Annotated in this window: 12 protein-coding genes; 7 read left to right on the top strand and 5 right to left on the bottom strand. The window is 70.7% G+C overall.

All coding sequences use genetic code 11. The features are described from left to right. From VF794_RS36300 to VF794_RS36280, 5 genes are all read right to left on the bottom strand, one after another. On the bottom strand, positions 1-454 hold a 454-nt coding region (locus tag VF794_RS36300; RefSeq protein WP_331117702.1), incomplete at its 3' end, for a hypothetical protein. Positions 455-610: 156 nt separating this feature from the next. Then, entirely contained in the window at positions 611-2650 is a 2040-nt protein-coding gene (locus tag VF794_RS36295) for an MHYT domain-containing protein (RefSeq protein WP_331117701.1), read from the bottom strand. 112 nt (positions 2651-2762) lie between these two features. After that, the gene (locus VF794_RS36290) at positions 2763-3407 is read right to left on the bottom strand and encodes a DoxX family protein (protein ID WP_331117700.1); all 645 of its coding nucleotides are present in this window, start codon (positions 3405-3407) and stop codon (positions 2763-2765) included. 107 nt (positions 3408-3514) lie between these two features. Continuing rightward, positions 3515-4072 carry an RNA polymerase sigma factor gene (locus tag VF794_RS36285; RefSeq protein WP_331117699.1) on the bottom strand — a complete coding sequence of 186 codons (558 nt, stop codon included), beginning with the start codon at positions 4070-4072 and terminating at the stop codon, positions 3515-3517. Between the two features lie 100 nt (positions 4073-4172). Further along, positions 4173-4622 carry a response regulator gene (locus tag VF794_RS36280; RefSeq protein WP_331117698.1) on the bottom strand — a complete coding sequence of 150 codons (450 nt, stop codon included), beginning with the start codon at positions 4620-4622 and terminating at the stop codon, positions 4173-4175. A gap of 351 nt (positions 4623-4973) precedes the next feature. Between VF794_RS36280 and VF794_RS36275 the strand changes: the two genes are divergently transcribed. From VF794_RS36275 to VF794_RS36245, 7 genes are all read left to right on the top strand, one after another. Beyond that, positions 4974-9032, top strand: a complete 4059-nt coding sequence (locus VF794_RS36275) for a protein kinase domain-containing protein (RefSeq protein WP_331117697.1) — start codon at positions 4974-4976, stop codon at positions 9030-9032. Then, a complete protein-coding gene (locus VF794_RS36270; RefSeq protein WP_331117696.1) occupies positions 9029-9556 on the top strand; it encodes a WbuC family cupin fold metalloprotein in 528 nt (175 codons plus the stop codon). Before VF794_RS36275 ends, VF794_RS36270 begins: the two co-directional genes overlap by 4 nt. Before the next feature lie 50 nt (positions 9557-9606). Further along, complete coding sequence (locus VF794_RS36265; protein WP_331117695.1) at positions 9607-10080, top strand: hypothetical protein; 474 nt, start codon at positions 9607-9609, stop codon at positions 10078-10080. 142 nt (positions 10081-10222) lie between these two features. Beyond that, positions 10223-11701, top strand: a complete 1479-nt coding sequence (locus VF794_RS36260; protein ID WP_331117694.1) for a hypothetical protein — start codon at positions 10223-10225, stop codon at positions 11699-11701. A gap of 26 nt (positions 11702-11727) precedes the next feature. Next, positions 11728-13188 (top strand): peroxidase, encoded by a 1461-nt coding sequence (locus VF794_RS36255; RefSeq protein WP_331117693.1) that lies wholly within the window; start codon positions 11728-11730, stop codon positions 13186-13188. A 146-nt stretch (positions 13189-13334) separates the two neighbouring features. Further along, positions 13335-17288 (top strand): protein kinase domain-containing protein, encoded by a 3954-nt coding sequence (locus VF794_RS36250; RefSeq protein ID WP_331117692.1) that lies wholly within the window; start codon positions 13335-13337, stop codon positions 17286-17288. 45 nt (positions 17289-17333) lie between these two features. After that, positions 17334-17975 (top strand): sigma-70 family RNA polymerase sigma factor, encoded by a 642-nt coding sequence (locus VF794_RS36245; RefSeq protein ID WP_331117691.1) that lies wholly within the window; start codon positions 17334-17336, stop codon positions 17973-17975. Positions 17976-18155: the final 180 nt, after the last annotated feature.

The following is an 18155-nucleotide window of genomic DNA, read 5'->3' as shown; positions in this document are numbered from 1 at the left end:
CGCCCAGCCAGTTGACCAGCTTGGTGGTGCTCTTCACGTCCTGCGGCGCCTCCTCCGCGGCCTTGCTGCCGGACTCCATCGGGATGCCGTCCCCGAGGGCGCGCTTGGCCAGGAAGCCGCCGCCGATGAGGTTCACCAGGCCGCTGACGAGCGTGGCCCCCATCAGGAAGTCCTTGGCGATGACGAGCTTGCGCGCCGTGGCCGAGATGCTGCGGCCGCTGAGCTTGCTGCGGCCGAAGAACCAGGTGAGGGCCGTGGTGCCCACGCCAATGGCGTTGATGATGTTGTAGCCGTTCCACGCGGCGTTGACGATCTTCGCCCGATCCTGCTTGTCGGAGATGAGCTTCGCCGACGGGTTGAGGGCAATGCGGCCGAAGAGCGAACCGCCGAAGCCCGCGGCGAGACCGAGATTGTGAAGCACGTAGGCGCTGGTCGTCAGAGTCGGTGTAGGCATGGAGCCCCTCCTTGCTGCTGTTGTGGTGCGGGGGTGAAACTACACACGCCTCGTGCGATCGCCGGACGGGCTCGGTCCCCTGCTCGGTGGGAGGGAAGGAGGGCCTGTAGCTCCTTCCCGGAATTCCAAAGTTGGACGAATGCGGCGAGCGGACACTCAGTGCGCCTGCCGTCGCCGGGGCAGCTTCACCGTGAAGGTGGAACCCACGCCCAGCTCGCTCTCCACGCCGATGGTGCCGCCGTGGGCCTCGACGATCTGCCGCACGATGTACAGGCCCAACCCCAGCCCGCCGAAGTTGCGCGAGGACGCGCGCTCGAAGCGCTCGAAGATGCGCTTGCGCGCCTCGGGGGCGATGCCGATGCCCCGGTCCTTCACCACCACCCAGGCCTCGCCCTCGTGCGCGCGCACGGTGATGTCCACCGGCTTGCCCTGCCCGTACCGCACGGCATTGGCCAGCAGGTTGGCCACCACCTGCTCCAGCCGCGAGCGATCCCACCACCCCTCCGCCGGCTCCTCCACGTGCACCACGGGCACGCTCTCGCCCCAGGTATGGTCGTCCCCGAAGCGCTCCACCACGTCGCGCACCACGTCCCGCAGGTCCACCTGCTCGGGGTGCAGCTCCAGCCGCCCCAGCCGGATGCGCGAGATGTCGAGCAACTCACCCACCAGCCGCGCCAGTCGCCGCGTCTGCCGCTGCGCCAGCTCCACCATCCGCACCACCTGCTGCTGGGCGGGGGCGGCCTCCATGCCCCCGTTCACCGTGCGCTGGAGTCGCTGGAGGTTGAGCTGGAGCGGCGTCAGGGGCGTGTTCAGCTCGTGCGAGGCGATGGACAGGAACTCGTCGCGCACGCGGATGGCCTCCTGCGCCTCGTGGTAGAGGCGGGCATTCTCCACCGCGCTGCCCGCGCGCTGTCCCAGCTCCAGGACCAGCGCGCGCTCCGTGGGCCCCAGCGGCCGCTCGCGGGAGATGACGGTGATGGTGCCCAGCACCCGCTCCCGGTGGCGCAGGGGCACGATGAGCACCGCGCGCGCTTGCGCGTCCCGGGGCAGGGCGAGGCACTCGGGGACGCGGGCCAGCCGCTCCAGCTCGCCCCGTGACAGGTGGGTGAGGAGCTCGGGCTGGCCGGTGCGCACCACCCGTTGAAGGGGGCAGTCCGAGCCCGTGTCCTGGCGATAGTGGACGCCCAGATGGCGCGTCTCCTGTTCCCGTTGCTCCGGGTAGCGGACCGCCACGCGACGCAGCGTGACCCCATCCTCCTCGTACAGGTCCACCACGCACCCATCGCCCACGGAGGGTGCCACCAGCCCGGCCAGCGACTCCGCGATGGTGGGGATGTCCAGGCTGCGGCCCAGCACCGCGCTCGCATCCGCGAGCAGGGCCAGGGTGCGCTGGGCGCGGCGCTGCTCCAGGTCGATCAGCGAGCCGAGCAGGGTGAGCCCCAGCCCTCCCAGCGCCGCCGCGCCCACGGCCACCGCGCCCAGCCCGCCCACCTCGATGCCGGCGGAGATGAAGTCGGCGGAGGCGGGCGCGGACGTGAAGCGGGCCGCCGCCATGCCCGTGTAGTGCATGCCCGAGATGGCCATGCCCATGAGCAGGGCACTGCCCAGCTTCGGCCAGGACCAGGGGCGCGCCTCGTGGGTGAAGCGGAAGGCCAGCCACAGCGCGCCCGCGGACGCTCCGAGGGCGATGAGCACCGAGAGCGCGACCAGCCACGGCTCGTACCGCACCGTCGCCTCCATGCGCATGGCCTCCATCCCCAGGTAGTGCATGGCGATGATGGCCAACCCCAGGAAGGCGCCACCGGCCAGCAGTCGCCCGGGCGTGACGAGGCTGCGGCTCACCACGAACAGGGCCGCCCAGGAGCCGACGATGGCGGCGCCCATGGAGAGGGCGGTGAGGCCCGGGCCGTAGCTCATCCGCCCCGGCATGGAGAAGGCGAGCATGCCCACGAAGTGCATGGCCCAGATGCCGAGGCCCATCATCCCCGCGCCGCTGCCCAGCAGCACCGGCCGCGTGAGGCCGGTCGTCCTCGCCACCCGGCCAGCCAGGTCGAGTGCCGTATAGGACGCCACCACGGCGATGAGGATGGAGAAGAGGACGAGACCCGGGCGATACGCCGTCTCCATGCGCTGGCCCGCGCACTCGAGGCAGCCGAACAGGGGTCCCACGCGATTCAGGAGGCCGAGGGGCAGCACGATGTGGACTCAACCTGTGCACCGCCCATCCAGAAGACGACAGCGCCCGGCCCCAGAGGCCCCCCTTCCTCGGGGCACCTGGGGCCGGGCGCTCGCCTGCTTCCAGGGTGAGCTACTCCGACTCGGGGACGGGCACCGGCACCGGGACGATGTGCGGCATCACCGGTGCGCTCCGGGCCACGGGCTTCCAGACCAGGTACGCCATGCCCAGCAGCAGACCGATCTCCAGCGGCAGCCTCCAGAACTGGTTCATCACGGCCACCCCCTGGAGCACCACGGGCTCACCCTGGACCTGACGGAGGCCCACCAGGAGCGCCACCGTCATGTCCCCCGCCAGGGCCAGCGCGCCCAGCCGGGTGATGAGCTTCGTCCCCGGCAGCCACGGGCCGAGGATGAGCGCCAGCCCGATGCCCGTCTCCATCGCGATGACGAGGTAGGCGTTGAGCATCGGGAAGGGCACCCCGAGGCCCGAGAGCAGCGCCCCGAAGCCCTCCGGTCCGGTGGCCACCTGCAGGCCCGGCGCTCCCACGAGGATGGGCAGCGTGGTGTCGAACATCTTCATCAACCCGAAGAGGATGAACATGACGCCCGTCACCCCGCGCAGCTGGAAGCGGCCGGGAGTCTCGGGGACCCGCTCCAGCAACGCCTCGCGCCAGTTGAGCGGCGCCACCGCGCGCGGGAAGCGGTTGCGTCGCGGCGGTTTCTCGACGGAGCGAGGGAGGGCGAACGGGTTCGTCTGGGACATGCGGGAGTTCATGGTGTCTGTCTTCCTCAGCTGTCATTCATTGTCAGTGGGCTGCGTTTACATGACGCACCGCATGAGGTTTCTTGTGCGGGCTGTCATTCCCTGTCTGCCTTTTCCGCTCAAGCCGCGAGCACCTCGTCGAGCGCGCCAGACACGGGCCGCAGCCGCGCCTTCAGCTCGCGGCGGGCCTGGTGCAGCCAGAAGCCCACGGTGCCCGACGTGGTTGCGAGTCGCGCGGCGATGTCCTTGTAGCGCAGCCCCTGCGTGTGCAACTCGAAGGCGGTGCGCAGGGGAGGCCGCAGGCACGAGATGGCGTGCTGGAGCTGCTCCTCGGTGACGTGCTCCCAGGGGCGCCACGCGCGCGGCTCGCGCATGAGCACCGGCGCGCGAACCAGCTCCAGGTGCGGGCCCTCGAAGGACTCGGTGCGCTGGCGCCGGAGCAGGTCCAGGAAGCGCCGCTGTAACGTGGTGCACAACCACGCGCGGCGCGCGCCGTCCGCGCACTCGCGCAATCGCTCGAAGTGCACCAGCGCGCGCTCCAGCGTGTCCTGCACCAGGTCCTCCGGGTCCGTGCCTCCGTTGCGGCAGAGCTTGCGCGCGAGTCCGAGCAGCAGCGGCCGGTGCGGGCCGATGAGGGACAGAAATTCCTGACCGTGTTCCTCGAAGGTGTGTCGCATGAGGCCTCCTGCGGGGATGGAGTAGGCCCGAGCGAAAAAGAACACGGGCCGGAAGACAGCTTGTCTCCCGGCCCGCTCTGCTTGCGTTTCCGTCAGCGCGTCAGTGGATGCACGCGGACTCGTACTCCCAGGAGGACTGCGACTGCCGCGACAGCTCCTGGAGGGCCGGCCCCACCCGTGGCGGACCCTGCGGGGTCGCCCCTGATTCCGTCAGGACCTGGCTCACGGCCTCTTCAAACTCATGCAGCTCCGAGCACTTGGAGAGGAAGGCCTTGACGCCCGGAGCGTGCGGGTCCGCCGCGGAGCTGTGCATGATGATGGGCACGTCGTGCAGTTCCTCGTCCCGGGCCAGGCGCGTGCACAGCTCCAGCCCGCTCATCCGCGGCATCTGCCAGTCCGTCACCACGAGGTCCGGCCGTCGCTCGTGAGCGATCTCCAGGGCCTCCTTTCCATCATGTGCACGGAGCACGCGATGGTCCATGAGCTCCAACACTTCCGTGTAGAGGTCGAGGAGTTCGGGCTCATCATCGACAAGAAGAATGGTACTCATGAGTTCACCTCGTTGAGCTGTCATGAAGGCGCGGACCGGGACCGAATGCCCCGTCTTCCGGTTCCAGGAGCGGAGTGTTTCTCCCCGCCCCCTCCTACCGGTGGAGTCCACAACTCACTGGTGTGATGTGTGAGATTTGGTGCGCGTTGCGCTGAATCGCCACACCTTGTCGGGAGGGCCCGCTCGCTCCGCCGCTCCACGCGGGTCCGGCCTCCCCACACGCTGGAAATAGGACGGGAACCCCTCCCTTTCGGGCGGTTTCGTTGCCCGGTTTCCCCATGGCCCCTAGCTTCAGACTGGGGGGGATGCGGGTCGCCGTGCGGGCCCGTGTCGGGAGACCGGGGGCGCACCATGGGACGGACCGGCGATGATGAGGGCCAGGGACCGGAGGCGTCCCACCAGGAGGAGTTCCGGGAGGCCGCCAGGGCCGCGGGGCTCGACGAGGACGAATTAGAGGCGTTGGACTTCGAGGAGGATGGCGACTTCGGCCAGGGTGATTCCATCCTGCAAGGCCTCTTCCGGGACCCTCTTCCGACGCCGTTCCGCCGCCTGCTCCCCGGGGAGCGGTTGGGGGGCTCGGACGGTCGGCGTTTCGAGGTCATCAAGTCGCTGGGCGAAGGCGCCATGGGCCAGGTCTTCCGCGCCCGGGACGAGGAGCTCCAGCGCGTGGTGGCCCTCAAGTTCCTCTTCCCGCGTGAGGAATTGGCCGGCATGGGCCTGCGGGAGGCGCGGGCCATCGCGCAGCTCGACCACGAGAACATCGTCCGCATCTTCGATGTGTCCGAGTGGAGCGGAGGGCCGGGCGAGCCCAGCGTGCCCTTCCTCGTCATGGAGTGCCTGGACGGTGAGTCGCTCGCGGACGTGCTGCGGCGGGAGAAGACGCTGGGGCTGCGGCACGCGCTGGAGATCATGCGCGCGGTGGCCACGGGACTGGCGCACGCGCACGAGCACCACATCGTCCACCGCGACCTCAAGCCCAGCAATGTCTTCATCTCCCGCCACGGCACGGTGAAGCTGCTCGACTTCGGGCTGGCGTGGTGGGCGGCCCCGGGCGGCGCCGCCTTGCCGCACCTGCCCACCGCCGGCACGCCGCCCTACATGGCCCCGGAGCAGTGGCGCGGGGAGAAGGTGGACGAGCGCACCGACATCTGGGCCGCGGGCGTCATGCTGTACGAGCTGCTCACCGGGGAGCTGCCCTTCCCGGGCTTCGTGGTGGAGGAGCTGCGCCAGCAGATTTTGTCGCCGGAGCCCATCCGCTCGCCCCGCGAGCGCCACCCGGAGCTGCCCTGGGAGCTGGAGGCGCTGCTGGGGGTGATGCTGGAGAAGGACCCGGACAAGCGGGTGCTGTCGGCCGCGGAGCTGCGCGAGGAGCTGCGCGAGCTGGAGGAGCACCTGCGGCCCGGCAGTGGGGCGTCGCGCTCGCTGGGGCCCCAGCGCCGGCAGGTGACGCTGGTGTCCTGCCACCTGGTGGGGTTGAGCGCGCTGGCGGAGGAGGTGGACCCGGAGGACTTCGGCGAGCTGGAGGCGGCCTTCCACCGCGCCGCCACCGAGTGCATCGAGAAGCACGGCGGCTTCATCACCCTGTGCCTGGGAGACGAGGCGCTGGCGTGCTTCGGCTACCCGGTGGCGAAGGAGGGGGACGCGGAGTGCGCGGTGCGCGCGGGCCTGCAACTGCCCGGCGTCGTGCACGAGGCCCTCCAGGGCCGGTTGCCGCCCGGGGTGCTCCCGACGCTGGCGGTGCAGGTGGGGCTCCATACGGACATGGTGGTGCTGGACGACCGCCTCTCGGGGCAGCGGGGGCACACCCCCTCCATCCAGGGCGAGGCCCCCAAGGTGGCCGGGTGGTTGGCGCGGCAGGGCGGGCCGGATGAGGTGGTGCTCGGGCCCCACACGTTCCTCCTGGTGCAGCGCGCCTTCGAGACGCTGACGCTCGGGCCGCGCGCCTTCGAGGGCTCGCGCCGGCTGGAGGTGTACCGGGTGCTGCGCCCGCGCGAGAAGGTGCGGCCTCGGGAGGTGCTCAGCCCGCTGGTGGGGCGCGAGCCCGAGTTGGAGGTGCTGCTCGGCCACTGGCGGCGGGCCCGCGAGGGGCACGGCACCTTCGTGCTGCTCCAGGGCGAGGCCGGCATCGGCAAGTCGCGCCTCAGCCAGGAGCTGCGCGAGCGGGTGCGGCCGGACAATCCCCTGCTGCTGCACATGCAGTGCTGGAGCCAGTTCAGCACCAGTGCCCTGCACCCCGTCATCGAAATGCTCCAGCGGGTGTGGTTGAGCCCGGAGCGCTCGCCCCAGGAGAACCTGCGCCGGGTGGAGGAGCGGTTGGAGCAGCGCGGGCTGACGCCCACGCAGCGGCGGCTGCTGGCCTCGCTGGTGGCGCTGCCCGTGGCCGAGGACTCCCCGCACCTGCGCCTCACGGCCGCGCGGCAGAAGGAGGAGACGCTGGAGGGACTGGCCTCGCTGCTGACGAGCACGGCCCGGCATCGCCCCATGCTGCTGGCGGTGGAGGACCTGCACTGGGCGGATCCCTCCACCCTGCAGATGCTGAGCTTCCTGCTCGGACGCGTCCAGAAGTCGCGCGTCCTCTTCGTCCTCAGCGCGCGCCCCGAGTTCCGCCCCCCGTGGGTGCAGCAGCCGGGTTTCCACTCGCTCGCGCTGGAGCGTCTGTCCGCGGCGTCCACCGAGCGGATGGTGCAGGAGGTGACCCAGGGCCAGGAGCTGCCGGAGGACGTGGTGAAGCAACTGGTGGCCCGCACGGACGGCGTCCCCCTCTTCGTGGAGGAGATGTCGCGCGTGCTGCTGGAGGGTGGGGCGGCGGCCTCCATCCCCGTCACCCTCCAGGAGCTGTTGCTGGCCCGGCTGGACTCGCTGCCGCGCCGGCAGAAGCAGCTGGCCCAACTGTGCGCGGTGGTGGGGCGCACCTTCTCCCATGATCTGCTCTCCCTGCTCACGGGGCTCGGCGAGGCCGCGCTGCGCAGGGACCTCAAGGGGCTGGCGATGGCGGGGCTGCTCCAGGCCCAGGCCTACGAGCGCGCCCCGGGCTACCAGTTCCGCCACGCCCTCATTCAAGAGGCGGCCTACCAGTCCCTGCCCCGCAGCGCGCGGCGGCAGTACCACAGCAGGATCGCCCAGGCCCTGGTGGAGCACTTCCCCTCGGTGGCCGGGACGCGGCCCGAGCTGCTGGCCCACCACTTCTCCGAGGCCGGCGAGGTGAAGCAGGCCATCCACTTCTGGAAGGAGGCCGGGTTGCTCGCCAGCCGGCGCTCGGCCAACGAGGAGGCGGTGAGTCACCTCCAGCAGGCGCTCAAGCTGCTGCGCAACCTCCCGGACGCCACCACTCTCACGAAGGAGGAGCTCCAGCTCCTCATCGCCCTGGGCATGCCGCTGATGCAGGTGCGGGGCTTCCACGCGACCGAGGTGGATGACACGTACACGCGGGCCCGGGCGCTCTTCCGCCAGGTGGGTGATGAGCTGCCCCAGTTGGAGCTGAGCTTCTGGGGAACCTTCGCGTACTCCTTCGCGCGGGGGAAGTCGCGCGAGGCCCACGAGGTGGGGGAGCTGCTGGTGGACCTGGGCGCCCGCCAGAAGAACCGCGAGCTGCGCGGCATGGGTCACCGCATGCAGGCCACGGACTTCTTCACCTGGGGTGAGGTGACCACCTCCCTGGAGCATATGGAGCATGCGCTGGAGTGCTCGGAGGTCGTGGACCTCGCCCGGGAGCGGGCGCTCGCCGTCCAGCAGTGGGTGGCTCCGCGCGTGAGCGTGCTGGCCTACGGGGCGCTGCCGCTCTCGGCGGCGGGCCAGGAGGATCGCGCCGAGCGCTTCACCCGCGAGGCACTGGAGCTGGCCGGCCGCATCGGCCACCCGCATACGACGTGCTTCGCGATGACGTACTGCGCCCTGGGGGCCGAGCTCCGGTGGGACGCGGGGACGACGCTGGCGCTGGCCGACCAGTGCATCCCGCTCGCCCGCGAGCACCGCTTCCCGCTGTGGTTCATGTGGTCCTCCGCCCTGAAGAGCTGGGCCATGGCGGAGCTGGGGCGCCCCCAGGAGGGGCTGGTGCTGATGCGCCAGACGCTGGAGCAGTGGAAGCATTCCGGCCTGCACGCGGGCATGCACCACAACCTGGCCATGCTGGCCAACATCCACCTGCGGCTGGGGCAGCTGGAGGAGGGGCTGGCCGCCGTGGAGGAGGCGATGACGTGGCCGGCGAAGACGGACGAGTACTCCTACGTGCCGGAGCTGCACCGCATCCGCGGCGAGCTGCGGGCACGGGCGGGCCAGAGGAGGGAGGCGCGCGAGGATTTCCAGGAGGCCATGTACTACGCCCACTCGCACGGAATGTTCGGCTACGAGCAGCGGGCTCGTGCGAGCCTGCGCCGCCTGGAGCCCTTCGAGCAGGAGCCGTTGCACCCATGAGCCCCCCTTCCTTTCCGCGTGCCCTCGCCGCTCCCGACGGCGAGCTCGTGGTTCTCTCGCGCTCTCTCGTCGAGCGCGTCACCGAGTCCTCCCGGGAGAGCCCGCGCCGCCGCATCATCCTGCCCTTCCACAAGAGTGAGGCCGACCCGCTGCACCGGATGCTCAACGTCATCCAGCCGGACAGCTATGTGCGGCCGCACCGGCACCTGGAGCCGCCGAAGTCCGAGGCCTGGGTGTTGTTGCGGGGCGCGCTCGCCTTCTTCACCTTCGAGGACGATGGCCGCGTGCGCGACTGCCTCGGACTGGAGGCGGGGGGAGAGCACTTCGGGGTGGACCTCGCCCCGGGCATCTTCCACGGGCTCGTCGCGCTGGCCCCGGACACGGTCATCTTCGAGGTGAAGAACGGGCCCTACGCGCCGACGAACGACAAGGCCTTCGCCTCCTGGGCCCCGGCGGAGGGCACCCCGGAGACTTCGGGCTACCTCGCGGGGCTGCGCGAGGAGTACCGGCGGCGTCACCCGTAGCCCACAAGAGGGCTGGCGTCTGTTGGGGGAGGGCGTTAAGGGTGAGCCCCATGGAGCCCACCACCCCCTCCGTCGCGACCTGTCTGCTCTGTGGAGCGAGTGCCTCTCCCGCCCTGGACCTGCCTCGTTTCGGTGGGTCCTCGTGCCAGGAGTGCGTCCGGCGCGTGGGCCACCTGCTGGTGGAGGCCCCCACGACGCTGACGGACATCTGGCCGCTGCTCTACGACGACGAGGACGTGCTCGAGGCCGAGCCCAAGGTGCAACGCGCGGACGGCAGCTCGGTGGAGCTGCGCCAGCTCACCGCGGAGCTCAAGCGCGACCTCTCCGTCGAGGACCGGATGAAGCTCGCGGAGCTGTACGGCGACATCGGCCTGACGAAGGAGCAGCTGGAGGAGTGTGGCCGGGTGCTCATGGCCGCACCGCCCGCCGCGCTCGCCCAGCGTGCGCTGAACGTGCTCTTCTCGGCCGAGCTGTGCTCGCCCCTCGGGCTGGACGTGCTGCGCGGGCGCCTGTTCCCCGCTTGAGCCCCCGCCTGGATGCCTGGGGCACGAGCGTGCCTCCCACGCCGTTCCCCGGCGCGTCACGAATGCCCCCCCATCGCTCCATCTCCCGTGGGAGCGATGAATGGACGATACAAGTACAGGGCGGGTTTCGAGTCTCGGGAGGTTGGAGGACTTACCCCAGCGGGCGGGCGAGCGGGCCCGTGTGGCGGGCCGGCGCACCGCGCTGACGGTGGTGGTGCCCATCCGGCGCGGGCACGCCTCCGCTGAACTCTCGAAGGTGTTGGAAGCGGTCGGCCGGGACATCCGCCGCAACACGCTCATCCCCCTCGACGCGCTGAAGACGACGCACTTCCTGCGCTGGGTCATCGTGCCCGCCGCGCGCGGGGAGGCGGGCCAGGAGGGCCGCGAGTTGCTGGCCTTCGAGGCCAACTTCGACGGCGACGTGGGCAGCTTCCTGGATGACCTCATCCGCGTGGCCGGGAAGGCGCTGAGGACGTGCATCTACTGCCACTGCGAGCCATCCCCTCCCGCCAGGGGTGAGAACCCGGACGCGGCGCTCAAGGACTACCTGCTCGACCACGCGCTGCCCGAGGCGCTCTTCTATCAGTCCTATCCGGGGCTGACCGTCGAGAGCATCGACAACGACGCCCGGGTGCGCCGGCTCATCAATGAGTATCTCTCCGACTCCCAGGGCGCGTGCGCGCGCCTCATGCGGCTGGCGCGGCGCCGTACCGGCCGCCCCGGGCGGAGCCGGAGCGAGGAGTCCCGGCTCCAACAGGACATCCGACAGGACATCCGAAGTCACCTGGAGCAGGTCCAGGCCCGCGAGGCGAAGGAGAAGGCCGAGGGCGTGCTGCGACTCGAGCCCGAGCCGGTGCCGTGGAAGGCCCGGCTCCTGCGGATGCCGCTCGTGCGCAATGGCATGGCCGCGCTCGTGATGCCGGTGGCCGTCCCCACGTGGCTGACCCTGTTGGGCCTGGAGCTCGCGGAAGGGGTGGCGCAGTGGGTGAAGGGCGGCGAGTCCAAGCCCGCGACGGCGACGTACGACTCCAAGGCCCGCGCGAAGCTGAGCGAGCTGCTGGAGCGCGAGGACTTCCAGGCGCAGAACCAGCTCACCCACCTCGTGGACCTCAAGCCGGGCGCGCTGCGGCCGCCGTTGGCCAGACTGTCCCTGTGGGTCTGGGGCTACCTGGCCCGGTACTACTTCACCGAGGGCCAGCTCGGCGGCATCGAGGGCATCCACTTCGCGCGCTGGGTGATGCTCGAGGACGAGGTGGAGGGCGAGGAGGGGCCTCGCAAGAAGCACCGGATGCTCTTCTTCAGCAACTACGACGGGAGCTGGGAGGACTACCTGGGCAGCTTCGTGGACCGGGCCAGCATCGGGCTCACCACCATCTGGTGCAGCACCGAGGGCTTCCCGCGCACGCGCTTGCGCCTGCGGCCCTTCGGCCTGGAGCTGGGCGCGGACCGGGAGGAAGCCTTCAAGCTGTGGGTCCGCCAGCATCAGGTCTACACGGAGGCCTGGTTCACCCGGCACCCGGGCAAGAGCGTCTCCAACATCGTCAACGACCGGGAGCTGCGCTCGAAGGTAAAGGCCCGCCTGTCTTCAAGGCAGGTGAGGGATTGGCTGCGCCGCATATAGCGCCTCGTGCGCTGGAGAAAGACTTCATGGAAAAACAACTCGAGTGGCAGGACATCCAGGCCATCGTCTTCGCTGGCTACGGCGAGCTTCGCTTCTCGCGCTACGTCTTCCTCCAGCTTGGAGAGGACGTGGCCCGCGCGAAGACGTGGCTGCGGGAGCTGTCGGAGGAGGTGACCACGATGAAGGCCCTCCAGATGGCCAGGGCGCGGGGCGATAAGCGGCGGCAGGCGTTGCACGTCGCCTTCACCGCCGATGGCCTGCGGGCGCTCGGACTGGACGAGAAGGTGGTGGAGTCCTTCCTGCCCGAGTTCGTGGAGGGCATGGCGGCCGAGCACCGCGCTCGCGCCCTCGGAGACACGGGGGGGAGCGCGCCGCGCAAGTGGCGTTTTGGCGAGCCCGGCGGCATCCACCTCGTCCTCATGCTCTTCACCCAGGGGGATGAGCAGCACTCGGAGCGGATGGACGACTTCCACGCACGCAAGCGTCAGCGTTACGAGGCGCACGGCCTGCGCGAGGTCTTCGTCCAGGACGCGTGCCTGCGCGCGGTGTGCCACGAGGATGGCTCCATGGTTGGCTTCAAGGAAGCCTTCGGCTACCGGGATGGGCTGGCCCAGCCCACCATCGAGGGCACCCACCAGAAGCCGGGGCAGAGCGCGCCCATCAAGGCGGGCGAGTTCATCCTCGGCTACGAGAACCAGTACGGGCAGCTTCCCTTCTCGCCCACCGTCCCCGTCGAGCAGGATGCCCAGGGGCTGCTGCCCCCCCTCCCGGGCGCCAGGTCGAAGGACCTGGGGCGCAATGGCACCTACCTCGTGCTGCGCAAGCTGAGCCAGGACGTGGAGGCCTTCGAGGGCTTCCTGGCCGAGCATGCCCATGACCCCGAGGATCCCCAGGGTGACGCGGCGCGCAAGGAATTGCTGGCCGCCAAGATGATGGGGCGCTGGCGCAGTGGGGCGCCGCTCTCGCTCTGCCCCATGAAGGACGACCGGGAATTGGCGACGGACTCCACGCGCACCAACGACTTCCTCTACGCGGACGACCCGCACGGGCTGCGCTGCCCCGTCAACTCGCACATCCGCCGCAGCAACCCGCGCGACTCGCTCGTTCCCGGGGACCCGAAGGCCTCCCTGAAGGTCGCCGACCGCCATCAAATCCTCCGGCGGGGCCGGCCCTACCGGGACCCGGATGGCGAGCAGGGCATGGTGTTCATCGCCCTCAACGCCAACATCCGGCGCCAGTTCGAGTTCATCCAACAGACCTGGATGAACAACCCCAAGTTCGGCGGCCACTACGACAGCAGGGATCCGCTCATGGGGGACAACCATGACCCCGAGCGCGAGGGCTCCCGGCCCGAGGACTACTCGGTGACCATTCCGGCCGAGCCGGTGCGTCAGCGCCTCACCGGCCTGCCCCGCTTCGTCCACACGCGCGGAGGGGGGTATTTCTTCCTGCCAGGAATCCAGGCGCTTCGGTTCCTGGCGTCCTGAACGTCCGTCCCGAGGGAGGGCGGGGTACCGACCCTGGACACTCTCCTCGTCCCACAGCCCCGTTGCATTGCCCGGTGACCATGAGCCCCATACCTTCAATCAGCCAGGCCCTGCACGGCGAAGGGCCCTCGACCGGGGAGCAGCGGATGCAGGAGGAGACCGGTCACTCGGACTTCGATGACTCCTTCCTCCAGGAGGTCGCGCAGGTGTCGCCGCCGTTCCGCGAGCCGGCCCCCGGGGAGCGGCTCGGGGGCTCGGACGGTCGCCGGTTCGAGGTGCTCGGGGAACTGGGCGGGGGCGCCATGGGCCAGGTGTTCCGCGCGCGTGACGCGGAGCTCGAGCGCGAGGTGGCCCTCAAGTTCCTCCTCCCGCGCGAGGGGCAGGCGGACCACGGGTTGATGGAGCCGCTGCGCCGGGAGGCCCGCGCCGTCGCGCAGCTCGACCACGACAACATCGTCCGCATCTTCGATGTGGCCGAGTGGAGTGGGAAGCCCTGGGAGCCACGCATTCCCTTCCTCATCATGGAGTGCCTGGAGGGGGAGTCGCTCGCCGCGCTGCTGCGCAGGGAGCCGCGGCTCGGCGTGCGGCGCGCGCTGGAAATCATGAGCGCGGTGGCCTCGGGGCTGGCGCACGCGCACGACCGCCACATCGTCCACCGCGACCTCAAGCCCAGCAACGTCTTCCTCAGCGCGCGGGGGACGGTGAAGCTGCTCGACTTCGGGCTGGCCTGGCTGATGGCCTCGGGAGGCTCGCCCGCGCCCCACCTGCCCGAGGCGGGCACGCCGCCCTACATGTCCCCGGAGCAGTGGCGCCGCGAGCCGCAGGACGAGCGCACGGACCTCTGGTCCGCCGGCGTCATGCTGTACGAGATGCTCACCGGGGAGCTGCCCTACCGGAGCGACACGCTGGAGGACCTGCGCGCGAAGGTGGTGGCGCCCGCCCGGGTGCCCTCGGTGCGCGCGCTGCGCCCGGAGGTGCCCGAGGAGGTGGAGGCGCTGGTGGCCTCGGCCCTGGCGAAGGAGCCGCGCGAGCGCCTGCCCTCGGCGGTGGCGCTGCGAGACCGGTTGCGCTGGCTGGAGGAGCGGCTGGGGCCCTGGCGCGAGGAGCCGAGCGTCATGGCCCCCCAGCGCCGGCCGGTGACGCTGGTGTCCTGCAAGCTGGCGGGCCTGGGCGGACTCGCCGAGGGGTTGGACTCGGAGGATCTCAGTGAGCTGGAGGCCGAGTTCCAGAAGCGCTGCTCGGAGACGATGCAGCGGCATGGCGGCTCCATCACCCTGTGCATGGGAGACGAGGTCCTCGCCTGCTTCGGCTACCCGGTGGCGCGCGAGGAGGACTCGGAGTACGCGGTGCGCGCGGCGTTGGACCTGGTGGGCTCGCTCCAGGTGCAGGTGGGCGTCCACACCGAGCTGGTGGTGTTCGACGACATCCTCCCCGAGCTGCGGGGGCGCACGCCCACCATCCAGGGCGAGGCCCCACGTATCGCCTCGTGGCTGGCGCGGCGGGCCAGGCCGGGCGCGGTAGTGCTCAGCAACACCACGCACACGCTGGTGCAGCGTGCCTTCGAGGCCGAGTCGCTCGGCCCGCTCCCCTTCGAGGGGCTGTCGGGGGCGCGGGCGGTGGACGCGTGGCGGGTCCAGCGCGCGCGCAAGTCGGTGTTCCGCTTCGACCGGGCGCTGGTGGCGGGTGCGCTCTCGCCGCTGGTGGGCCGCGAGGAGGAGCTGTGCGCGCTGGCCTCCCACTGGGAGGAGGCACGCGCCGGGCGGGGCTCCGTCGTGCTGCTCACGGGCGAGGCCGGCATCGGCAAGTCCCGCGTCATCCAGGAGCTGCGCTCGCAGGTGGCGTGCGTTCCCAGCCTCCGCGGTCGCTGCCAGTGCTGGAGCCAGTTCGCCAACAGCGCCTTCCACCCCATCGTCGAGATGTTCCAGCACCTCTTCCGGTTGGACCCGGAGGGCTCGCCCCAGGAGAACCTGCACCGGCTGGAGGGAGTGCTGGGCGCGCTGGACCTGGAGGCCGCGCACATGGCCCTCATCGCCTCCTTCCTCTCGCTGCCGGTGAAGGAGAACCTGCCCTTCTTCCAGCTCTCGCCGGACCTGCAGAAGGAGCGCACCATCGAGGCGCTGGTGGCGCTGCTGCTGCGCATGGCGGAGCAGCAGCCGGTGTTCGGCGTGGTGGAGGATCTGCACTGGGCGGACCCGTCCACGCTGGAGCTGCTCGACGCCACGCTGAGTCAGGTGGGCAACGCGCGCGTGCTGCTGGTGCTCAGCGCCCGCCCGGGCTTCCGGCACGCATGGCCCCCCTCGGAGCGGCTCCACCGGGTGGTGGTGGAGAGGCTGCCGGCGCGGCTCTCCGCCACGCTCATCCAGGAGGCGGCGGGGAAGCACGCGCTGTCCGAGGAGACGGTGGCCCACCTGGTGGCGAAGACGGACGGCATTCCCCTCTTCGTGGAGGAGATGACGCGCATGGTGGTGGGGGGCGGTGCCCTGCCGTCCATCCCCGTCACCCTGCACGAGCTGCTGCTGGCGCGCCTGGACCGGCTGCCGGCGCGGCAGAAGGCCCTGGCGCAGCTGTGCGCGGTGGTGGGGCGCGGCTTCTCCCATGCGTTGCTGGCCACGCTGACGCGGCGCCCTGCCGCTGCGCTGGACGCGGACGTGGAAGAGCTGGTGAGCACGGGGCTGCTCCAGCCCGTGGAGGAGGAGGAGGACGAGGGGCCCTCCTACCAGTTCCGCCACGCCCTCCTCCAGGACGCGGCCTACCAGTCCCTGCTGCGCAGCACCCGGCGCGAGCACCACCGCCGCATCGCCCAGTCCCTCCTGGAGCAGTTCCCCGAGGTGGTGGAGACGCAGCCGGAGCTGCTGGCCCACCACTACACGGAGGCGGGCGAGTGCGAGCAGGCCATTGGCCATTGGTTGAAGGCGGGCATCCGCGCCAGCCTGCGCTCGGCGAACCTGGAGGCGGTGAGTCACATCCAGCAGGCGCTGAAGCAGCTGCGGGCCCTGCCCGATGCCCCGCAGCGCATCCAGCAGGAACTCCAGCTGCTCATCGCGCTGGGTATTCCCCTCTCGCAGGTGCAGGGCTACCGCTCGCCCGAGGTGAAGCGGACGTACACCCGGGCGCGCGAGCTCTTCCAGCGGGTGGGCGAGGCGCTGCCGAGCCTGGAGCTGTCCTACTGGGGGCCCTACGCCTACTCCTTCGCCCGTGCCGAGTACCCCCTGTCGCACGAGCTGGCCGTGCAGCTGGTGGGCCTGGGCTCGCGCCAGCACAACCGGGAGCTGCTGTCCCTGGGCTACCGGATGATGGCCACCGACTTCTTCGCCTGGGGGCGCCTGGAGGATGGGCGCGAGTACGTGGAGCGCGCGGTGGTGTGCTCGGACTTCTCCATGGAGGAGCACCGGAGGCTGGCGGTGCGGCACTTCGTGGAGCCGCGGTCCATGGCGCTCATCCACGCCTCCGTCATCCACTCGGTGCTCGGCCAGACGGAGCGGGCGCGGCGCTATGCCCACGAGGCGCTGGAGCTGGCCGGGCGCGTCGGGCACGCGAACACCCGGGCCTACGTGCTGCTCTACGCGGCGCTGTCCTGCCAGCTTCGCCGGGACGCCCAGGGCACGCTCGCGCTGGCCGAGGAGTGCCATGCCGTGTCGCGCGAGCACTGGTTCCGCCTGTGGTCGGTGTGGTCGGGCCTGCTGCGCGCCTGGGCCCTGGCGGAGCTGGGAATGCCCGAAGAGGGATTGGAGCAGCTGCGCGAGTGGTTGGGTCGATGGAGGGTGTCGGGCCTGAAGGCCGGCATGCCTCACAACCTCGGGTTGCTGGCGGACGTGCACCTGCGGCTGGGCGAGCCCCGCGAGGCGCTGCTCGTGGTGCACGAGGGGTTGAAGTGGGTGGAGGCGTTGGGGGAGCGCTTCTACGAGGCGGAGCTGTACCGCATCGGCGCCGAGGCCCAGCGGGCCCTGGGCCACGAGGAGCAGGTGCACGAGTACCTCCTCCAGGCGATGCGCGTCTCACGCGCTCAAGGGGCGCGGGAGTTCGAGCGTCACGCGGTGCTGGCGTTGGGTCCCCCACCGAGGGTGCCCGGCGCGAGGCCGGAGGCGCCCACCAGGGTGTGAAGCGCGGACGAGCAGGGCGAGAGGCCAGGACGAGGGAGAACCACCATGCAGTTGGAAGAGCGCGAGAAGCTGGAGCGGGAGATTCAGGGGCTGTGCCAGCGGGGTGACATGGCCGGAGCCGTGGAGCGGGCCCTGGAGGGCTATGGGCAGGAGATCATGCGGTTGATGGCCTCGGTGCTCCACGACTACGAGCGGAGCCGGGATGCCTTCAGCCTCTTCAGCGAGAACCTCCTGCGAGGCCTGGCGGGGTTCCGCTGGGAGAGCTCCTTCCGGACGTGGGCGTACCGGCTGGCGCGCAATGCCTGCTACCAGGTGATGCACGCGCCGGCGGGGAGGGAGCAACCGGTGAGCACTTCGAAGCTGCCGGACGAGCCTCAGAAGCCCCGCTCGGAGACCCGTCCCTGGCAGCGCACGTCGGTGAAGGAGCGTTTCCGCGCGCTGCGCGAGAGTCTGGATCCCCAGGAGCGCATGCTGCTGCTGTTGCGAGTGGACCAGCGGCTGTCGTGGGATGACGTGGCGCGGGTGATGTCGGAGGGGGATGGGGAGGGGCCGGTGACGGATGCGAGCCTCAAGCGCAAGGCGGCGGCGCTGCGCCAGCAATTCCAGCGCATCAAGACGCACCTGCGGACCCTGGCGCAGGAAGAGGGGCTGATCGCCGGGACCCAGGACAGCACCACCCACGTCTGAGGTGGCGGCCCTGCGCACGGCTGCCCGGTCGCTGCATCCGGACGGGACAGGGCAAACCCTTGTGGCCAAGCCAGACACGGCTCCAGCAAGGAGAGCACGAATGAAGACGGGTGGATTCAAGGGTGCGGGCGTTCTCGGGCTGGCGGTCTCGGCCCTGTTGTTCGCGGGCGGGTGCCGGAA

This window comes from Archangium sp. (assembly GCF_036389735.1).
Classification (GTDB): Bacteria; Myxococcota; Myxococcia; order Myxococcales; family Myxococcaceae; genus Archangium.
Note: the sequence above shows the minus strand (reverse complement) of the source record. Positions and strands in the feature narration are given on the sequence as shown.

What these genes read in the sequence shown, in the direction of transcription:
- VF794_RS36290 (WP_331117700.1), bottom strand. Translation starts at nt 3,407, where the DNA reads ATGAACTCCCGCATGTCCCAGACGAACCCGTTCGCCCTCCCTCGCTCC.
- VF794_RS36285 (WP_331117699.1), bottom strand. Translation starts at nt 4,072, where the DNA reads ATGCGACACACCTTCGAGGAACACGGTCAGGAATTTCTGTCCCTCATC.
- VF794_RS36280 (WP_331117698.1), bottom strand. Translation starts at nt 4,622, where the DNA reads ATGAGTACCATTCTTCTTGTCGATGATGAGCCCGAACTCCTCGACCTC.
- VF794_RS36275 (WP_331117697.1), top strand. Translation starts at nt 4,974, where the DNA reads ATGGGACGGACCGGCGATGATGAGGGCCAGGGACCGGAGGCGTCCCAC.
- VF794_RS36270 (WP_331117696.1), top strand. Translation starts at nt 9,029, where the DNA reads ATGAGCCCCCCTTCCTTTCCGCGTGCCCTCGCCGCTCCCGACGGCGAG.
- VF794_RS36265 (WP_331117695.1), top strand. Translation starts at nt 9,607, where the DNA reads ATGGAGCCCACCACCCCCTCCGTCGCGACCTGTCTGCTCTGTGGAGCG.
- VF794_RS36255 (WP_331117693.1), top strand. Translation starts at nt 11,728, where the DNA reads ATGGAAAAACAACTCGAGTGGCAGGACATCCAGGCCATCGTCTTCGCT.
- VF794_RS36250 (WP_331117692.1), top strand. Translation starts at nt 13,335, where the DNA reads ATGCAGGAGGAGACCGGTCACTCGGACTTCGATGACTCCTTCCTCCAG.
- VF794_RS36245 (WP_331117691.1), top strand. Translation starts at nt 17,334, where the DNA reads ATGCAGTTGGAAGAGCGCGAGAAGCTGGAGCGGGAGATTCAGGGGCTG.